Raw genomic sequence first — 16,857 nt, forward strand, 5'->3', positions numbered from 1 at the left:
GCCGGAGGTGTAGAGGATGAAGAGCGGGTGCTCGGCGTCGAACGCCTCCGGGGTGTGCTCGGCCGACTGGCGCCCCACGGCCTCGTGCCACCACACGTCCCGGCCCTCGTGCCAGGCGATGTCCTCCTGGCCGGTGCGGCGGACGACGAGGACGCTGCGGACGTTCTCCGTTCCCGGCCGGGTCAGGGCCTCGTCCACGGCGGGCTTGAGCGCGCTCGGCTTGCCCCGGCGGTAGCCACCGTCCGCGGTGATCACCACCCGGGCGTCGGCGTCCTCGATACGGGTGGCCAGCGCGTCGGCGGAGAAACCGCCGAAGACGACCGAGTGCGGTGCGCCCAGGCGCGCGCACGCCAGCATGGCGATGACCGCCTCCGGGATCATCGGCAGGTAGATGGCGACCCGGTCGCCGGCCTGGACGCCCAGCTCGGTGAGGGCATGGGCGGCCTTGGAGACCTCGCGCTGCAACTCGGCGTAGGTGAGCGCGCGGCTGTCGCCCGGCTCGCCCTCGAAGTGCAGGGCGACCCGGTCGCCCAGGCCGTTCTCCACATGCCGGTCCACGCAGTTGTAGGCGACATTGAGCTTGCCGTCGGCGAACCACTTCGCGAAGGGCGCGTTGGACCAGTCGAGGGTCTGGGTGGGCGCGGTCTGCCAGGACAGGCGTCGGGCCTGCTCCGCCCAGAAGCCCAGCCGGTCCGCCGCGGCCTGTTCGTACGCGGCAGCCGTGACGTTGGCATGCGCGGCCAGATCGGAGGGCGGAGCGAACCGCCGTTCCTCCTTGAGCAGGTTGGCCAGGCTTTCGTTGCTCACGACTTCTCCCATTCCCAGGGCGTGCGTTGTGTCCCAGGTCATAGCTCATCAGCCCGGGACGGACCCTGACAAGGGCTGTGGACAAAAATTGGTGTAGACCTGTAGGTCGGTGGGCTGTTCCTGGGGTGTTGGGACGCCGCCGCGCAGGTCAGGCGGTGAGCGGAGCGGGCTCGCCGCGGACCGCGCAGAACCGCCCGGTGGCCTCGTCGAGCACGTACGCCTGCGCCTCGCCGACATGGAAATACATCCCGTGCAGCGCGAGCGTGCCCTCGGCCACCCGCCGGGCCACACAGGCGTGTGCCCTGAGGTGATCGAGCTGTTGCATGACGTTGACGAGCGCCAGCCGCTCCTGGTCGTCGGTCACCGGACGTCCGCTCAGGGCCACTTCGCCCCGCCCCAGCCGTCCGATGCGCTGCATACGGGCCAGACTCGGCCGGCCGTGCCGCAGCCAGCGGGAGAGCGAGGTCGGCTCCGCATCGTCCGGCGCGGCGGAGTTCAGCAGCGCCCCCATGGCGCCGCACCCCGAATGTCCGCACACCGTGATCGAGCCGACCCGCAGCACCTCCACCGCGTACTCGACCGCCGCTCCCACGGAGTCGCAGGAGGCGTCCGAGCCGGGCGGCGGCATCATGTTGCCGACGTTGCGCACGGTGAAGAGATCACCCGGACCACTGGAGGTGATCATGCTCGTGACCAGCCGGGAGTCCGCGCAGGTCAGAAAGAGCTGGGTGGGCCGCTGGCCCTCGCGCGCCAGCCGCGCCAGCTCCTCACGGACGAGCGGGGCCGTATGGCGCTGGAACGCGCTGACCCCACCGAGGAGTTGGCCGCCGCTGCTCTCCGGGGCCGCGGTCAGCTCCGGGGCGGGACGGGTGCAGTGGTGGTTGCGCCAGGGCGTCCACGGCCGGCAGGAGTGCGCGCCGGACGGCTCGGCGAGCGGCCGCCCGGTACGGCCGCCGAGGGTCACCCAGCCGCCGTGCGCCCGATGGGCCGCACTCCAGGACTGGAGCGCCTCGTAGGCGGCGTGGTCCATGAACGAGCCGCACAGCTCGACGACGACCTCAGTGTGCGGCGGCACCTGCGCCAGCGTCCGGGTCAGCCGCGGCACCGCGAGGAACGTCAACTGGCCGCTGACCCGCACCCGGTAGGCGGCACCCTCCTGCGTGACCGAGATACGGGTGTGGGTCAGCCGGCGCAGTGCCAGGAAGGCCGCCACCGCGACACCGGCCAGTACGCCCTGGAGGACGCCGAGCAGGACGACCCCGCCCAAGGTGCCGGCGTACACCGGGAATTCGCGGTGCCGTTGCACATGCCGGATGTGCGCAAAGCTCACCATCCGTACGCCGATGACCATCACCAGTGCGGCGAGCGCGGCCAGCGGGATCAGCTCCAGCGCCGCGGCCAGCAGGGCCGTGCACAGCAGCACCCATACGCCGTGCAGGACGGTGGCGCGGCGGGTGGCCGCGCCCGCCCGGACGTTGGCCGAACCCCGGATCGCGCCCCCGGAGACCGGCAGCCCGCCCAGCAGCCCGGAGACGGCGTTGGCCACGCCCTGGCCGCACAGCTCGCGGTTGAGCTGCATCCGGCCCGTGGGCGCGCCCGGCCGCTCGGCCGCCAGCCGGTCCACGGCCACCGCCGACAGCATCGACTCCATACTGGCGACGAGCGTGACGGTCAGCACCGCTGCGGCCAGCGCCGGAACGGACGCGTCCGGCAGCGCGGGCAGCTCCGGCAGCCGCCAGGACGGCAGATTCACGCGCGGCACCGTCATCCAGGCGCTGACTGCCGTCGCGGCGAGCACGGCGGCCAGTGGGGCGGGCAGCACCCGCGCCCAGCGCCCGACGCGGCCCGGCAGCCGGTCCCAGCCGACCAGCACGGCGACGGTGAGCGCGCCGATCAGCAGCGCGGCGGTGTGCGGATGCGCCAACTGCCCTGGTAGCGCCGCCGCGTTGTCGAGCGCCGAACTGTCGGGGCTGCCGCCGAGCACCACATGGAGCTGCCCGATGGCGATGGTGGCCCCGATGCCGGCCAGCATGCCGTGCACGATCGCCGGGCTGAGGGCGAGCGCCGCCCGGGCCACGCGCAGTGCGCCCAGGGCGAGTTGGGCGAGACCTGCCAGCACCGTGATGGCGCAGGTGGCGCGCCAGCCGTAGCGCTGGACGAGGTCGGCGGTGACCACCAGCAGGCCGGTGGCCGCGCCGCTCACCTGGAGGGGAGCGCCGCCGAGCAGTCCGGCGACGAGGCCCCCGACGACCGAGGCGACCAGTCCGGACTGGAGCGGGGCACCGGTGGCCAGGGCGATGCCCAGGGACAGGGGTACGGCGAGCAGGAACACCACGATCGAGGCGGAGAGGTCCTGGCGGAATGCGGCCAGGCCGGCCTTCTTCGCAGGGGGTTCCTCGGGGTGCTGAGGAGGCCCGGGCGGGATCCCGTTGCGGTCCGGGGTGCGCGGTGGCGGCGGCGACTTCTCGATCTGCGGCATTCCCGTCTCCTCCGGGGCGACGCGGTCGCGCGGGGCGCGATCGTGGGCGGCGGTGTACTGCGGCATGACGCGAGCCGGCCGGTGGACGTCGCGCGGGGTGACGGTCCGGTGACTCTCAAGCATCGGTAAATGAATCGTAATGACAGGTAAAGGGAGCGAGAAGCCTTTGCGGGCATTTGCCGCAATCTGTCCATCTATTGGGTGAATATGGCGGTCTTTAGCTTGTCCTTTTCGTGCCTTTTTCTTGACGTGCGAGCCGTTCCTGGGTGCAGCAGAGCGGCCCGCCACCGGAAATGCGGAAAGGGGCGGGCACGGGATGTCTGGCGCGGGTCTGGAGGCCGGGCCGGCCGCGACCGGCCCGTGCGGTCAGGCGGGCTGGGGGGCGGCCGCTCCCTCGCAGAGCACGAAGGCGGGGTCCACCTGGGCGGCCAGGTCGACGCCGGTCTTCGCATTGCCCCAGCTCTCCGCGTTCTTCAGATGGAAGTGCACCATCTGGCGCGTATAGCGCTCCCAGTCGCGCTGCCCGTAGGTCGCGTCGGCCGTGTCGTGCAGCGTCTCCAGGGCGCGACGGTTGGCCTGCTCCAGGTAGGCGAAGCCGGCCGGGCGGCCCTTCTCCATGGCGCGCACCCACTCGGAGTGCCCCAGGGTCACCAGCAGGTCCTCGCCCACCTCGTCACGCAGGAACGCCAGGTCGTCGGGGCCCTGGACCTTGTTGCCCACGACCTTGAGGGGGACACCGAATTCCCGCGCGTACTCCTTGTACTGGCGGTAGACCGCGACGCCCTTACGGGTCGGCTCGGCAACCAGGAAGGTCATGTCGAAGCGGGTGAACATGCCGGAGGCGAAGGAGTCCGAGCCGGCCGTCATATCGACGACGACATACTCCTGGCGCCCGTCGACCAGGTGGTTCAGGCACAGTTCGACCGCGCCGACCTTGGAGTGGTAGCAGGCCACGCCCAGATCGGAGTCGGTGAACGGGCCGGTCGCCATCAGGCGCACCGGCGCGCCGTCGAGCTCGACCGGCCGCGCGCAGGCGTCGTAGACCGGGTTGTCCTCGACGATCCGCAGCAGCCGTGAGCCCTCGCCGGGCGGAGTGGTCTTGATCATGGATTCGGCGGACGGGATCCGGGGGTTGCTGCCGCGCAGGTAGTCCTTGATCAATGGGAGACGAGCGCCCATCGCGGGCAGTGCGGCGCACTCCTCCTCGTCCAGGCCGAGGGCGGCGCCCAGATGCTGGTTGATGTCGGCGTCCACCGCGATGACGGGCACCCGGGCCGCGGCGAGGTGCCGGATGAACAGGGAGGACAGGGTGGTCTTGCCACTGCCGCCCTTGCCTACGAAAGCGATCTTCATGTTCACCAAGGGTAATCTCGCGGTGTCGTTCGGTGAGAGATCCGCGTGAAGAAGACCACTCCTTCGAGGGGTCCGGCCTGGTGGTGCGTAGGGTCGTACCCATGGCTGGAATCTCCCGGGGGACGTCCCCCGAACCCCCGCAAGCGAGCGCCGACCCGCTCGCCACCCTGGCCTCGCTCCCGGGAGTCGCCGACTCCGTGGACTCCGTGCGCAAGGGCGTCGACCGGGTCTACGGCCACCGGATCATGCGGCGCCGCAGCAATGAGGTCACCTCCGAGGCGGCGCTGCGCGGAGCGCGTGGTACCGCGGCGCTGGCCGGGGCCGACTGGGCGCTCGAAGAGGTCAGGCGCCGTACCGACTTCGGCACCGAGGGCGAACCGCAGACGGTCGGCGCGGCGCTGCGGCTGACCGCCGAGGCCGGGCAGCTGCTGAGCGTGTGGCGGCAGTCGCCGCTGCGGGTGCTGGCGCGGCTCCACCTGGTGGCGGCCGGCGGCAAGGCGCCGGACGAGACCGTGGGGCGGCCGCGACTGGCCGGTGAGCCGGTGGACGAACCGCTGATCGAGCTTGCGCTGCCGGACGCCGACGAGGTCGCCGGGCGGCTGGACGGCCTGTCGCGGCTGCTGCTGGGCGGCACCGAGGCGCCGGCCCTGGTGGTCGCGGCCGTGGTGCACGGTGAACTGCTCGCGCTGCGTCCGTTCGCCTCCCACAACGGGCTGGTGGCCCGGGCGGCGGAGCGGATCGTGCTGATCGGCAGCGGGCTGGACCCGAAGTCGATCTGTCCCGCCGAGGTCGGACACGCCGAACTGGGGCGCGCGGCATACCTCGCCGCCCTGGAGGGCTATGTCTCGGGCACTCCGGAGGGCGTCGCCGCATGGATCGCGCACTGTGGGCGCGCGGTGGAACTCGGCGTACGGGAGAGCACCGCGGTCTGTGAGGCGCTCCAGCGCGGCGCGGCCTGAGAACGGCATAAGCGGCGCGGACGAAGCCCCGGGCCGCCGTCCCGGAATTCGGCCGTCCCGCATTCGTCCCTGAACAGGGTTGCGGCGGTACCAATGGGTGGTACCGCCGCTGGCATGTCCGCCGGGTTACCAAGCGTGCTCGAATATTTGCCCATCAGGTCGGAATCTTCGTCCGGTTACCTGGTGCGGCTGGCCCGTAATCGACGGGTCGGCGTCGCGTGGGTGCTCGACATTCATGCATCGGTCCGTGGGCCACTTGCTGCGTTAAAGGTGTTCCTCTCGGATGTCCTTGGTCTCGCGGGCCGTTAAGTCCTTTGTACTACTCGGGCCGGTGAAGTGGAACCCCGGACCACAGATCTTTACGTTTGGCTTCAAACACGGGCATTACGGGCGACGTCGACAGGGCCAATTCGGCCAAGTCGCAGCTTTGTGGTTTTCCGTCGGCTCGCGTACCAGACGAGCGTCGCGGTGGCCATGGCCGCACCGACCGCGGCCATCGCGGCGAGGGCCGGCCGTGAGGGCATCGACAGCTCCGGCAGTCGCTGCTTGAGCGGGACCGGACGGCTGAAGGTGAGCACCGGCCAGCCGCGCGCGGCCGCCTCGCGGCGCAGCGCCCGGTCGGGATTGACCGCATACGGGTGACCGACCGCCGACAACATCGGGACATCGGTGGCCGAATCGCTGTACGCATAACAGCGCTCGAGGTCGTAGCCCTCGGACTCGGCGAGCTCCCGCACCGCCTCGGCCTTCGTCGGGCCGTAGGCGTAGTACTCCACCTCTCCGGTGAAGCGGCCGTCCGCCCCGACGACCATACGGGTGGCCACCACCCGGTCGGCGCCCAGGAGTTCACCGATCGGTTCGACGACCTCGGCGCCGGACGTCGAGACGATGACCACGTCCCGCCCGGCGGCGTGATGTTCCTCGATGAGCGAGGCCGCCTCGTCATAAATGATCGGGTCGATCAGATCGTGCAGCGTCTCGGCGACGATCTCGCGCACCTGGGCCACGTCCCAGCCGCGGCACAACGAGGAGAGATATTCACGCATCCGCTCCATCTGATCGTGATCCGCGCCGCCGGCGAGGAACACGAACTGGGCGTACGCGGTGCGCAGTACGGCCCGCCGATTGATCAGGCCGCCTTGGTAGAACGACTTGCTGAAGGTCAGCGTGCTCGACTTTGCAATGACGGTCTTGTCCAAGTCGAAGAACGCAGCAGTACGGGGAGTCGAGTGAGGCACGGAGTGGTTTTCCACGGGGTGAGCATAGGCGCCCACCATTCGGCGTAAGGTGTGGCGCGTGGGTTTGCCTGAGAAGGCTGTCGGGTACACCATGGAAGTCACGGATCGTTCGCGACCGTGCTAACCCGGTCCGGCTCCTCCCCCCCCCGAGTCGGCCGTGGGGACGACCCCCGCTCTCCCCCCCGGCGGGGGTCGTCGCATGTCCGGACGCATTTTCCGCCGTCGGACGCCGATGTGCCTCTCGTTCCGCCCTTGCAGACCCTGCCGCGCGGACGCGCTCTTCCGGTCACTCAGTGTAGTTAACAGGATGCTCTGCGGAAGCTCGATCACGCCAGTCCTTCATGTGCCCCTCTTGCGCCCCAGAAGTAGCCCTTCGTCGCTGGAATAGGTGACAGGGATATTCACAGTCGCGGAGTTGTCCACAGATTTGGATCAAGATCCACTTGGATTTCCCGATCGCTGCATCGTGAAAGTCCGCGAGTTCGCGGATGTGCGAGTTGCGTAGCGATAGGGGGACAGAACGTGGCCGGAACCACGCGTACGGAACGACCGGACCGAACCGCCGCGGAGCGGGGTGGACCACTCCTCATCACCGAGGACGAAAGGCTCCTCGACGATCTTCTACGGCTGTGCGCGGCGGCCGGTGCGCTGCCCGAAGTGGCGCACGGCCCGCCCGGCCGCAAGGGGGCCTGGGAAGCGGCACCGCTGGTCATCGTCGGCGACGACTGCGCAAGCCGGCTGCACGGCGCCGGACGCCGCGACGGCGTCATCCTCACCGGCCGGCACACGGACGACCAAGCGACCTGGCGCCAGGCCGTCGCCATCGGGGCGGAGCGGGTCCTCGCCCTCCCCGACGGCGAACGCTGGCTGGTGGACCGGATCGCCGACGCGGTCGAGGGCACCGGGCCGCCGGCCCTGACCGTCGGCGTCATCGGCGGCCGGGGCGGCTCCGGAGCGAGCACCCTGGCGGGCGCCCTGGCCGTCACCGCCGCCCGTACGGGCCTGCGCACCCTGCTCGTCGACGGCGACCCGTTGGGCGGCGGACTGGACGTCCTGCTGGGCGGCGAGAAGGAGAAGGGCCTGCGCTGGCCCGCCTTCGTCGAATCGCGCGGCCGGGTGGCCGGCGGCGCCCTGGCGGAGTCACTGCCCCGTCTGCACTCCCTGCGCGTCCTCAGCTGGGACCGCGGCTCCGACGTCGCGATTCCGCCGGCGGCCATGCGCGCGGTGATGGCCGCGGCACGCAGGCGCGGTGGGGTCGTGGTGGTGGACCTGCCGCGCCGTGTGGACGAGGCAACGGCGGAAGCCCTGACCCAGGTGGACATGGGACTGCTGCTCGTTCCCACGGAGTTGCGCGCGGTGGCGGCGGCCCAGCGGGTGGCGGGCGGTGTCCAGCAGTTGCTCGACGACGTACGGATCGTGGCGCGCGGCACCCCTGAGCGTCACGGGCACGGTCTCCCTCCGGAGGAGATCGCCCGCCTCATGGACCTGCCCCTGGCCGGCGAATTGCCCTGGGAAGCGGACCTGTTGGCGGATCTGTCACGCGGTCTCCCGCCCGGCGCCCGGGCCCGTGGACCGCTGGCGCGGTTCTGCGCGGGGTTCTGGGCACGGGTGGCGGCCGGTGGGGGCGAGGGGGCAGCCGGGGAGGGAACGGCCTCGGGAGCCGGCCCGTGGCCTGAACCGGGGGCCGGGTCCGGCGCGGGCACGGCGCCGGGGCCGGGGGCCGCTTCGGGCCCGGGCCGGGGAGCGGCGGCGGACCAGGTGGCTTCCCCGGCGGGCGGCCGGGGCGGAGACCGGCCATGAATGCGGGGCAGGGACAGGAGCTGCTGGAGGCGGTGCGCCGGCGACTGGCCGAGGCGGGGGCCGAGCCCACACCGGCTCGGGTGGCGGTGGCGCTGCGCGAGGAGGGCCGGCTCCTCGGGGATGCCGAAGTGCTGGGCGTGGTGGCCGCGTTACGGTCCGAGATGGTGGGCAGCGGGCCCCTGGAGCCGCTGCTGGCCGCGCCCGAGGTGACCGATGTGCTGGTCACCGCACCGGACGAGGTCTGGGTGGACCGCGGTGCCGGACTGGAGCGCACGGACGTCCGCTTCCGGGACGCGACGGAGGTACGCAGACTCGCCCAGCGCCTGGCGGCGGTCGCCGGCCGGCGCCTGGACGACGCCCGCCCGTGGGTCGATGCCCGGCTCCCGGACGGCACCCGGCTGCACGCCGTGCTGCCCCCGGTGGCGGTGGGCGGGACCTGTCTGTCCCTGCGGGTGCTGCGACCGCGCGCCTTCGGCCTCGCGGAGCTGGTGGCGGCCGGGACGGTCCCGCCGGGCGGCGACCGGCTGCTGCGGGCGATGCTCGCCGCCCGGCTGTCGTTCCTGATCAGCGGCGGTACGGGCTCCGGCAAGACCACGCTGCTGAGCACCCTGCTCGGGCTGGTCGGGCCCGCCGAACGGATCGTCCTGGCCGAGGACTCCGCGGAGCTGCGCCCGGACCACCCCCACGTGGTGCGGCTGGAGACCCGCCCGGCAAACCAGGAGGGCGTCGGCCGGGTGACGCTACGGGACCTCGTACGACAGGCCCTGCGCATGCGCCCCGACCGGCTGGTGGTCGGCGAGGTGCGCGGCGCCGAGGTCACGGACCTGCTGGCCGCGCTCAACACAGGACATGAGGGCGGCTGCGGCACGGTTCATGCCAACGCCGCCTGCGATGTCCCGGCGCGCCTGGAGGCACTGGGGTCGTCCGCGGGCCTCGACCGCGCCGCGCTGCACAGCCAGTTGGCGGCCGCGCTCTCGGTCGTGCTCCATCTGGTCCGCGACCGCTCCGGCCGGCGCCGGATCGCTGAGCTCCATGTCCTGGAGAGGGACCGCGACGGCCTCGTGGTGACCGTACCGGCCGCCGTCTGGAGCCCTGGCGGCTTCCAGGAGGCGCGCGGATGGGGGCGGTTGGTGCGGCTGTGCGAACGGGACGGGGGTGCGGGCCGATGAGCGGGGCCGGGGTGGCGGTGCCGGTGCTCGCGGTGCTCTGCGCGGGGGCCGCGGTCCGGCTGGCCACCGGTGGGCGGGGCGACGCAGCGCGGCGGGCGCGGGCGCTGTTCGGGGAACGGGACGAAGTGGGAGCGGCAGCGGGGCGGTCGGTCCGGTGGTGGGCCGAGGGGGTGCGGAAGCGGTGGTGTGCGCGGTGGCCCGCCGCGGGGGAGGCGAAGTGGCGGCGCGGCCGGTGGGGGGACATCGGGCGGGAGGTCTGGTGTCTGCCCGCAGGGCTGGTGCTGGGGGCGCTGGGCGGGTCCGTACTCCCGGTGCTCGCCTCGCCGGTGGCCTGTCTCCTCGTCCGCCGGTGGCTGGCCGCCCGTGGGGCGGAGCGGGCGCGGAGCCGGCGGACCGCGGAGGTGATCGGGGTGTGTGCGGCGGTGGCGGGCGAGCTGCGGGCCGGACGGCAGCCCGCCCAGGCCCTGGCCACCGCGGGGCCGCCGGGCCCTGGAGCGGCGGCCTCGGCGGTGGCGGCGGCGCGCTACGGCGGGGACGTACCCCGGGCGCTGCGTACCGCGGCACGGCTGCCGGGGGCCGAGGGGCTGGCCGGTGTGGCGGCCTGCTGGCAGGTGGCGGTGGAGGGCGGCGCCGGTCTCGCCTCCGGGCTGGAGCGGATCGCGGCGGGGCTGCGCGCTCAGCGGGATCAACGCGAGGAGCTACGGGCCCAGTTGGCGGGACCTCGGGCCACCGCGCTGATACTCGCCCTGCTCCCGGCCGGCGGACTGTTGATGGGCGGCGCTCTCGGCGCCGACCCGTTGCGGGTGCTGCTGCACACCCCCGCCGGCTGGGCCTGCCTCGTGGCCGGCGGACTCCTGGAGTGGGGCGGGGTGGCCTGGACGGCCCGGATCGTCGCGGATGCCGAAGGAACGTAGGAAGGGAGGGGGATTTTCGTGGTGCCGGAAGTTGTCCACAGGATGGGGATGACCATCGCGGTGGTGACGGCAGCGTTGGGGGCCTTGGCGGTGCTGCGCGTCCTGGCGCTGGTGCGGGAGGCCCATCGCGGGCGGACCGTGCGGAGACGGATCCCGGCGGTATGGGGCGGCGCCCCGTCCGGGTACGGCGGGAGAGACGGCCCCGCCGGGCAGCAGAGGCCGGCGAGCCTCCGCCGGCGCCGACGGAACGGCGACCGACAGGACGACGCCGACGGCGGCGCCCACAGCGACGGCCCCGACGGCCGACGGGACCGCCGTAGCCGTGGCAGCCGTAGCCGTGACAGTCGTGGCAGCAGTCACGGAGGGGCCGGCGGCGGACCGAGGGCGTGGGCCGGGCCCCTGGGGGCGGCCGTCTTGGTGGCTGTCCTCATCGGCGGGGTGCCCGGTGTCGTGTCAGGGCTCGTCGCGGGCTGTGCCGTACATCGCTGGCTGTTGCGCCAACGGGGCGCGGAGGCGGCGCGGTTGGCGGTCGCGGGGGTACGTGCGGAGCTGGCCCCGGCCGCTGATCTGCTGGCGGCCTGCCTCGCTGCGGGGGCCGGGCCGCGGGAGTCGGCCGAGGCGGTGGGCCGCTCGCTCGACGGACCCGTTGCCGCGCGGCTGCGGCAGGTGGCCGCGGAGCTGCGCCTGGGCGGCGAACCGGCCGTCGTATGGCGGCGGCTGGCCGCCCTCCCCGGCGCCGAGGGGCTGGCCCGCTGCATGGAGCGGGCGGGGATATCCGGGGTGCCGGCCGTCGAGTCGGTCTCCCGGATCGCCGCCGAACTCCGCGCCGAGCAGGCCAGAGCGACCACCGCGCGGGCCCGCCGGGCCGGGGTGCTGGTCACCCTCCCGCTCGCGGCGTGCTTTCTGCCGGCGTTCCTCGCCCTCGGGGTGGCGCCGGTGCTGATCGGCCTGGCAACGAGCCTGCTGGGGCGCATGTGATCCGTAACTGAGCAGTGGAACAAGCAATTTCAGGACCGGTGAAGGGGCCGGTGGAACGGGGGACGGAATGTTCGGAAGGGTTCGACGCTGGTGCACGAGGCTGCGCATGGTCGCGGCCGATGACCGCGGGATGACCACGGCGGAGTACGCCGTGGGGATGCTCGCCGCATGTGCGCTGGCCATGGTGCTCTACAAGATCGTGACGAGCGGAGCCGTCAAGGGGCTGCTCCAGTCGGTGGTCGAGCGGGCGCTCCATGCCCAGCTCTGACGTCCGGGGGACGCGGCCCCGGGCGCGTGGCGCTCCACGACCGTCGCGCGACGCCGGATTCGCGACGGCGGAGACGGCGGTGGTCCTGCCGTTGTTGGTGGCGGTCGTGGGGGCGCTCATCTGGGGGCTGATGGCCGTCTGTGCCCGTATCGAGTGTGTGGACGCGGCTCGGGCCGGTGCGCGGGCGGCGGCGCGAGCGGAACCGCGGCCGGCGGTGATCGCGGCGGCCCGCGGTGTGGCTCCCCGGGGCGCGCACATCGCGCTGGCGCGGGAGGGAGAGCTGGTGCGTGTACGGGTCGAGGCCGAGCTGCCCGGTGTGGCGCGGTTGACGGTCCGGGTCGGAGGGGAGGCGGTGGCTCTTGCCGAGGAAACCGTGCGGGGATGAGGGCTCGGCGACGGTGTGGACGGTCTTCGCGGCGGCGGCGCTGTGTGTGGTGTTCCTGGCCCTGCTCGGCGTGGGCCAGGCCGTCACGGCACGCCACCGGGCGGGCGGCGCCGCGGACCTCGCGGCGCTGGCAGCGGCGGACCGCGCCGTGCAGGGCGCCGACCGGGCGTGTGCGGCGGCCGGGCGGGTGGCGGCCGCCCAGCGCACCCGCCTGGTGCGCTGCTCGGTGGACGGGGCGGTCGCGGATGTCTCCGTCGAGGCGGGCGGCCCTCCCTTCACCTCGCGGATCAGGGCTCGCGCGGGACCGGCCGGGGCGGCGCCAGGCCTCGCCGGCCGACGTCACCCGCGAGCCCGGGCGCGTACGGGACCGGCCGGGGCCCGGCGGTCGTACCGCGCGCCTCCCACGTACCGGCGCCTGCTAGCCGCCTTCCGGCCGCTGCCCCGCGTCCCCGGGTGCTCCCCGCAGGAGTTCGGTCAGCAGGCGGATGGCGCCCCGTTTGTGGAGCGGGTCGTTGCCGTTGCCGCACTTGGGGGACTGGATGCAGGAGGGGCAGCCGGCCTCGCACTCGCAGGAGGCGATGGCCTCGCGGGTAGCGGTGAGCCAGTCGGCGGCGGTGTGGAAGGCCCGCTCGGCGAAGCCGGCGCCGCCCGGGTGGCCGTCGTAGACGAACACGGTCGGCAGCAGGGTGTCCGGGTGGAGCGGGATGGAGACGCCGCCGATGTCCCAGCGGTCGCAGGTGGCGAAGAGCGGCAGCATGCCGATGGAGGCGTGTTCCGCGGCGTGCAGGGCGCCGCCCAGCTGTTCGGGGTTGACCCGGGCCGCGTCGAGTTGGTCCTCGGTGACGGTCCACCAGACGGCGCGGGTGCGCAGTGTGCGGGGCGGCAGGTCGAGCTTGGTCTCGCCCATCACCTCGCCCGTGAGCAGCTTGCGGCGCAGGAAGGAGACGACCTGGTTGGTGACCTCGACGGAGCCGAAGCACAGCCGGGCGTCGCCCCAGGGGATCTCGGTATCGGTTTCGAGGATGGAGATGGCGGTGGTGTCGCGGGCGGTCGTGGAGTACGGCGGGCTGGCCTCCTCGACCAGGGCGACGTCGTCCTCCAGATCGAGGTGCTGGACGACATAGGTGCGGCCCTGATGGAGGTGGACCGCGCCGTCGTGGACGGTGGTGTGCGCGGCACCTGCGTCCACGGTGCCCAGCAGCCGTCCGGTGCCCGCCTCCACGACCTGCACCGGCGCGCCGCCCTGGCCGCGGATGTCGGTGAGGTCGGCAGCCCGCTCGCGGCGCGTCCAGTGCCAGGCGGTGGCGCGCCGGCGCAGCAGCGCGGCGGCCTCCAGCTGCGGCATGAGGCCGGCGGCCGCCGGGCCGAAGAGCGGGAAGTCGTCCTCGGTGAGCGGGAGTTCGGAGGCGGCGGCGCAGAGGTGCGGGGCGAGCACATAGGGGTTGTCGGGGTCCAGGACGGTGGACTCGACGGGCTGGTCGAAGAGCGCCTCGGGGTGGTGGACGAGGTAGGTGTCCAGCGGGTCGTCGCGGGCCACGAGCACGGCCAGGGCGCCCTGCCCGGAGCGGCCGGCGCGGCCGGCCTGCTGCCACAGGGAGGCGCGGGTGCCCGGATAGCCGGCGATGACGACGGCGTCGAGTCCGGAGACGTCCACGCCCAGTTCGAGCGCGGTGGTGGCGGCCAGCCCCAGGAGATCGCCGTTGTGCAGGGCCCGCTCCAGGGCGCGGCGTTCCTCGGGCAGATAGCCGCCCCGGTAGGCGGCGACCCGCGCGGGCAGCGAGCGATCGACCTCGGCGAGCCGTTCCTGCGCGATCAGCGCGATCAGCTCGGCGCCGCGCCGGGAGCGTACGAAGGCGACCGTGCGGACGTTCTGGACGGCCAGATCGGTGAGCAGATCGGCGGTCTCGGCGGTGGCGGTGCGGCGGACCGGGGCGCCCTGCTCACCGTGGAGTTCGGTCAGCGGCGGCTCCCACAGGGCGAAGACCAGCTCGCCGCGCGGCGAGGTGTCCTCGGTGATCTCCACCACGGGAAGACCGGTGAGCCGGGTCGCGGCCCGGGCGGGCTCGGCGGCGGTGGCGGAGGCGAGCAGAAAGACAGGTTCGGAGCCGTACCGCGCGCAGATGCGGCGCAGCCGGCGTACGACCTGCGCGACATGGGAGCCGAAGACACCGCGGTAGCTGTGGCATTCATCGATGACGACATAGCGCAGCGCCCGCAGGAAGGAGGACCAGCGCGGGTGCGACGGCAGGATGCCGCGGTGCAGCATGTCGGGGTTGGTCAGGACGTAGTTGGCGTACTGGCGGACCCATTCGCGCTCCTCGACGGGGGTGTCACCGTCGTAGACCGCGGGCCGGACGGCCGTGCCCAGCGGGGCGGCCAGTTCGCGTACGGCGCGCCGCTGGTCGGCCGCCAGCGCCTTCGTGGGGGCCAGGTACAGAGCCGTGGTCCCCCGGCCGTTGGGAGCCTCCGAGCCGTCCAGGAGGGTGGAGAGGACCGGCGCGAGGTACGCCAGGGACTTGCCCGAGGCGGTGCCGGTGGCGACGACGACCGATTCGCCGCGCAGCGCGTGTTCGGATGTCCGTGCCTGGTGGGCCCAGGGGCGCTCGATTCCGGCCGAACGGATGGCGTCGATCACTTCCGGCCGGATCTGTTCCGGCCAGTCGGCATGGCTGCCGATCCGCGGGGGCAAGTGCTCCGTATGAGTGATGCGCGCAGCGCGGGTCGCGCCCCTGGCGAGACGTTCGAGAATCATGCCTGGGGTAGGACGCGCGCCCGCATCCGGTGGGAGTCGATTGGAGGCCATCGGCACCGAGTGTGTCACCGGAGTGACGGACAATGCTGAAAGGGCGTCGTGCACGCCTGCTGGTAAGTGATTGAATGCCATCGCGGCTGCCAGATCCGCCCCTACCTTCGGTGGGGAGGCCCCAGGGGGGCGACCGCTCGATAGCAAGGTGCTGGAGGATCCGTGGACCTGTCCCTGTCGACCCGGACCGTTGGCGACCGTACGGTCGTCGAGGTCGGTGGCGAGATTGATGTATACACCGCGCCCAAGCTGCGCGAGCAGCTGGTCGAGCTTGTGAACGACGGAAGCTACCACCTCGTGGTGGACATGGAACGTGTCGACTTCCTGGACTCCACTGGGCTCGGCGTGCTGGTTGGCGGGCTCAAGCGGGTGCGTGCCCATGAGGGCTCGCTGCGCCTGGTCTGCAACCAGGAGCGCATTCTCAAGATCTTCCGTATCACCGGTCTGACCAAGGTGTTCCCGATTCACACCTCGGTCGACGAAGCCGTCGCAGCCACTGACTGACGGCTTGCCGGTCCCCCGCGTCAGCCCGGCGCGGGGGGAGGAAGTAGTGGGGGGTACCGGACGAAGTGTCCGGCCCCCTGCGTCGCACGCCCGCATATCGAGGGGGATGGCATGGCCACCGTCGAACTTCGTTTCAGCGCCCTTCCCGAGCATGTCCGCACCGCCCGACTGGTCGCGGCTGCCGTGGCACGGCGCGCGGGGGTGGACGAGGCCGTGCTGGACGAGGTGCGGCTCGCCGTGGGTGAGGCATGCAGCCGCGCTGTAGGGCTGCATGAGAGCCATGACATCGCGGCGCCGGTGCGGGTCCTGCTGATCGAGGACGAGAAGAAGTTCTCGATCGAGGTCGGCGACGGGGTGCCTGGTGGCTCCGGCGCGGCCGGTGCGCAGGGCGCCGAAGCGGCCGGTGGCGTCGCGGAGAGCGATACCGAGGGCGAGGACGAAATGGGCCTCGCGGTCATCAGCGGGCTGGTCGACGACGTCGAGGTGACCGCCGGCAAGGAAGGCGGCATGATCCGCATGACCTGGCCCACCACGACGGCAGCCGTTCTGCCGTAGCGCCGATAGCGCCGATAGCGCCGCTGAGGGGCGCCTACGAGCTGGTCTTCGTCCGTAGTCGTAGTCGACGGGGGACGAACCGTTACGTCCACCACCCCGGCACACCCGCACCCGGCCGGGTCCGGGTGTGCCGGGTGACGCCTCCTGGCTGATCAGCGACGCCGTCGTGAAGGCGGGTCCGGGAGACGCGCTGTCTTACCGCCGTGCACGTCGAGAAGGGCGACGGGGCGAGCGCGCGGCCTCGGAGGCCGGCGGCGCCGACGCTGCCCCGCATGAGGGCGAGGGGCGGGTCCAGCCCCGCTGTGCGCGGTCGGCCTCGGTACGCGCCGGCCACTGCTGACGACTGAGGTGCCCCCGTTGCCTGTGACGACGCGCCCGGGGCGCGGGTCCGCTTGCACTGCCTTCGTCCAGGCACTTGAGCCGGCCGCACAGCCTCCGCATGCGTTGCGATCCGGACTCGATCTGACGTCCTGTCACTGCACCCAGGGCCGTGGCCCGGGCGTCCCGGGCCACCCGTTCGGCCGCGGCCGGGCGGCTCAATTCTCCCCGGCGTCCCGCGTGCCCCTATCGGCCCAGTTCCCGCAGCGGCGTCCTTGAGCAGCGACGATCAGTGGCCGGACCGAGGGCGATCAGTACGACAGCGAG

Annotated in this window: 14 protein-coding genes and 1 pseudogene; 10 read left to right on the forward strand and 5 right to left on the reverse strand. The window is 72.8% G+C overall.

The annotated features are described in order from the left end of the window. The 3 genes from ACZ55A_RS26160 to ACZ55A_RS26170 form a co-directional block, all read right to left on the reverse strand. A partial coding sequence (locus ACZ55A_RS26160) for an AMP-binding protein (protein ID WP_468844640.1) occupies window positions 1-807 on the reverse strand: 807 nt, incomplete at its 3' end. 148 nt (window positions 808-955) lie between these two features. Next, window positions 956-3,286: a SulP family inorganic anion transporter gene (locus ACZ55A_RS26165; RefSeq protein ID WP_468845046.1), complete on the reverse strand. Its 2,331-nt coding sequence runs from the start codon at window positions 3,284-3,286 to the stop codon at window positions 956-958. A 366-nt stretch (window positions 3,287-3,652) separates the two neighbouring features. Further along, window positions 3,653-4,639: an ATP-binding protein gene (locus tag ACZ55A_RS26170; protein WP_468844643.1), complete on the reverse strand. Its 987-nt coding sequence runs from the start codon at window positions 4,637-4,639 to the stop codon at window positions 3,653-3,655. Window positions 4,640-4,740: 101 nt separating this feature from the next. Between ACZ55A_RS26170 and ACZ55A_RS26175 the strand changes: the two genes are divergently transcribed. Next, on the forward strand, window positions 4,741-5,598 hold the full coding sequence (locus ACZ55A_RS26175) for a Fic family protein (protein ID WP_468844645.1): 858 nt from the start codon (window positions 4,741-4,743) through the stop codon (window positions 5,596-5,598). Between the two features lie 371 nt (window positions 5,599-5,969). On the opposite strand, the gene ACZ55A_RS26180 is transcribed toward ACZ55A_RS26175, so the two are convergent. Continuing rightward, entirely contained in the window at window positions 5,970-6,875 is a 906-nt protein-coding gene (locus ACZ55A_RS26180) for an HAD-IB family hydrolase (protein WP_468845050.1), read from the reverse strand. 483 nt (window positions 6,876-7,358) lie between these two features. Here ACZ55A_RS26180 and ssd point away from each other — a divergent pair, with 483 nt between their 5' ends. From ssd to ACZ55A_RS26215, 7 genes and pseudogenes are all read left to right on the forward strand, one after another. Further along, window positions 7,359-8,636, forward strand: a complete 1,278-nt coding sequence (ssd, locus tag ACZ55A_RS26185; protein ID WP_468844648.1) for a septum site-determining protein Ssd — start codon at window positions 7,359-7,361, stop codon at window positions 8,634-8,636. Beyond that, on the forward strand, window positions 8,633-9,805 hold the full coding sequence (locus ACZ55A_RS26190; RefSeq protein ID WP_468844651.1) for a TadA family conjugal transfer-associated ATPase: 1,173 nt from the start codon (window positions 8,633-8,635) through the stop codon (window positions 9,803-9,805). The genes ssd and ACZ55A_RS26190 overlap by 4 nt, the downstream gene beginning before the upstream one ends. Continuing rightward, window positions 9,802-10,719, forward strand: coding sequence for a type II secretion system F family protein (locus ACZ55A_RS26195; RefSeq protein ID WP_468844654.1), 918 nt, complete (start codon window positions 9,802-9,804; stop codon window positions 10,717-10,719). Before ACZ55A_RS26190 ends, ACZ55A_RS26195 begins: the two co-directional genes overlap by 4 nt. A gap of 417 nt (window positions 10,720-11,136) precedes the next feature. Beyond that, entirely contained in the window at window positions 11,137-11,697 is a 561-nt protein-coding gene (locus tag ACZ55A_RS26200) for a type II secretion system F family protein (protein ID WP_468845053.1), read from the forward strand. 106 nt (window positions 11,698-11,803) lie between these two features. Continuing rightward, window positions 11,804-11,965, forward strand: a complete 162-nt coding sequence (locus ACZ55A_RS26205) for a DUF4244 domain-containing protein (RefSeq protein ID WP_468844657.1) — start codon at window positions 11,804-11,806, stop codon at window positions 11,963-11,965. Then, entirely contained in the window at window positions 11,952-12,350 is a 399-nt protein-coding gene (locus ACZ55A_RS26210; protein WP_468844660.1) for a TadE family type IV pilus minor pilin, read from the forward strand. The genes ACZ55A_RS26205 and ACZ55A_RS26210 overlap by 14 nt, the downstream gene beginning before the upstream one ends. 13 nt (window positions 12,351-12,363) lie before the next feature. Then, window positions 12,364-12,597, forward strand: a pseudogene (locus ACZ55A_RS26215) (Rv3654c family TadE-like protein); the annotation flags it as partial. Between the two features lie 171 nt (window positions 12,598-12,768). Here the strand turns inward: ACZ55A_RS26215 and ACZ55A_RS26220 are convergent. Next, complete coding sequence (locus ACZ55A_RS26220) at window positions 12,769-15,234, reverse strand: DEAD/DEAH box helicase (RefSeq protein WP_468844663.1); 2,466 nt, start codon at window positions 15,232-15,234, stop codon at window positions 12,769-12,771. A gap of 81 nt (window positions 15,235-15,315) precedes the next feature. On the opposite strand from ACZ55A_RS26220, the gene bldG reads away from it, so the two are divergent. Further along, the gene (gene bldG / locus ACZ55A_RS26225; RefSeq protein ID WP_004571875.1) at window positions 15,316-15,657 is read left to right on the forward strand and encodes an anti-sigma factor antagonist BldG; all 342 of its coding nucleotides are present in this window, start codon (window positions 15,316-15,318) and stop codon (window positions 15,655-15,657) included. Between the two features lie 111 nt (window positions 15,658-15,768). Next, on the forward strand, window positions 15,769-16,212 hold the full coding sequence (locus ACZ55A_RS26230) for an ATP-binding protein (RefSeq protein ID WP_468844666.1): 444 nt from the start codon (window positions 15,769-15,771) through the stop codon (window positions 16,210-16,212). Window positions 16,213-16,857 lie beyond the last annotated feature (645 nt).

This window comes from Streptomyces sp. NPDC034111, from assembly GCF_055575375.1.